The organism is Streptococcus mitis, from assembly GCF_003944325.1.
GTDB classification, from domain to species: domain Bacteria; phylum Bacillota; class Bacilli; order Lactobacillales; family Streptococcaceae; genus Streptococcus; species Streptococcus mitis_CW.
This window is the reverse complement of record NZ_RJPX01000103.1, coordinates 1-721: the sequence shown is the minus strand read 5'-3', so window position 1 is coordinate 721 and position 721 is coordinate 1. Positions and strand designations below refer to the sequence as shown.

Sequence of the window (721 nt, the reverse complement as noted above, 5' to 3'; positions counted from 1 at the left end):
GTACGACGGGCATGTCGTACATCTGAGGTGTAAGTCCTCCGTGGGCACCCGCTACCGGTGAACCCAATAGCGATTCCCAAGCCTGACTATCGTGAGGTAGCGGGGAGAGGAAGGGATAGCGAAATCGTGGCTCTACGAACAGGAACGTGATAGTAAGGCGTATATAGCGGATAAGGGGGCCTAAAACTCTAAAGTCCAAAAAGGTAGTCGTAACCTATATGCGTAAATCACGAGAGTAAACGAGGAAAGATGTACGACTTATCCCGTGAGGTCTCATGAGCGCTGAAAGCGTAGTAACAACGAATCATGAGAAGTCAGCCGAGCCCATAGTAGTGAGGAAACTTCTGTAATGGAAGTGGAGCGAAGGGGTGAACAACTAATTGAAGTAATCCTACTTCACTTGTGTCTGTAAAACGAACGGTCTGATAGAACTGGAGTCTGTCACGTATTGACTAGATGAAGGTTCACCAATATAAGATGTCCCTCAGGCACCAAAACAAGAAAGGAATACGCACATGTCAAAATTGCTAGATAAGATATTATCACGCGAAAATATGCTGGAAGCCTACAATCAAGTAAAATCCAATAAGGGCTCAGCTGGGATTGATGGAATTACTATCGAAGAGATGGATAATTATCTCAGACAAAACTGGCGCCTGACTAAGGAACTGATGAAACAGAGAAAATATAAGCCTCAACCAGTTCTCAGAGTTGAGATTCC

At 44.8% G+C, this 721-nt stretch carries 1 protein-coding gene; it reads left to right on the top strand.

Annotated elements, in window-relative coordinates:
* Positions 1–515 precede the first annotated feature (515 nt).
* A partial coding sequence (locus tag D8787_RS11295) for a maturase (RefSeq protein WP_185776814.1) occupies positions 516–721 on the top strand: 206 nt, incomplete at its 3' end.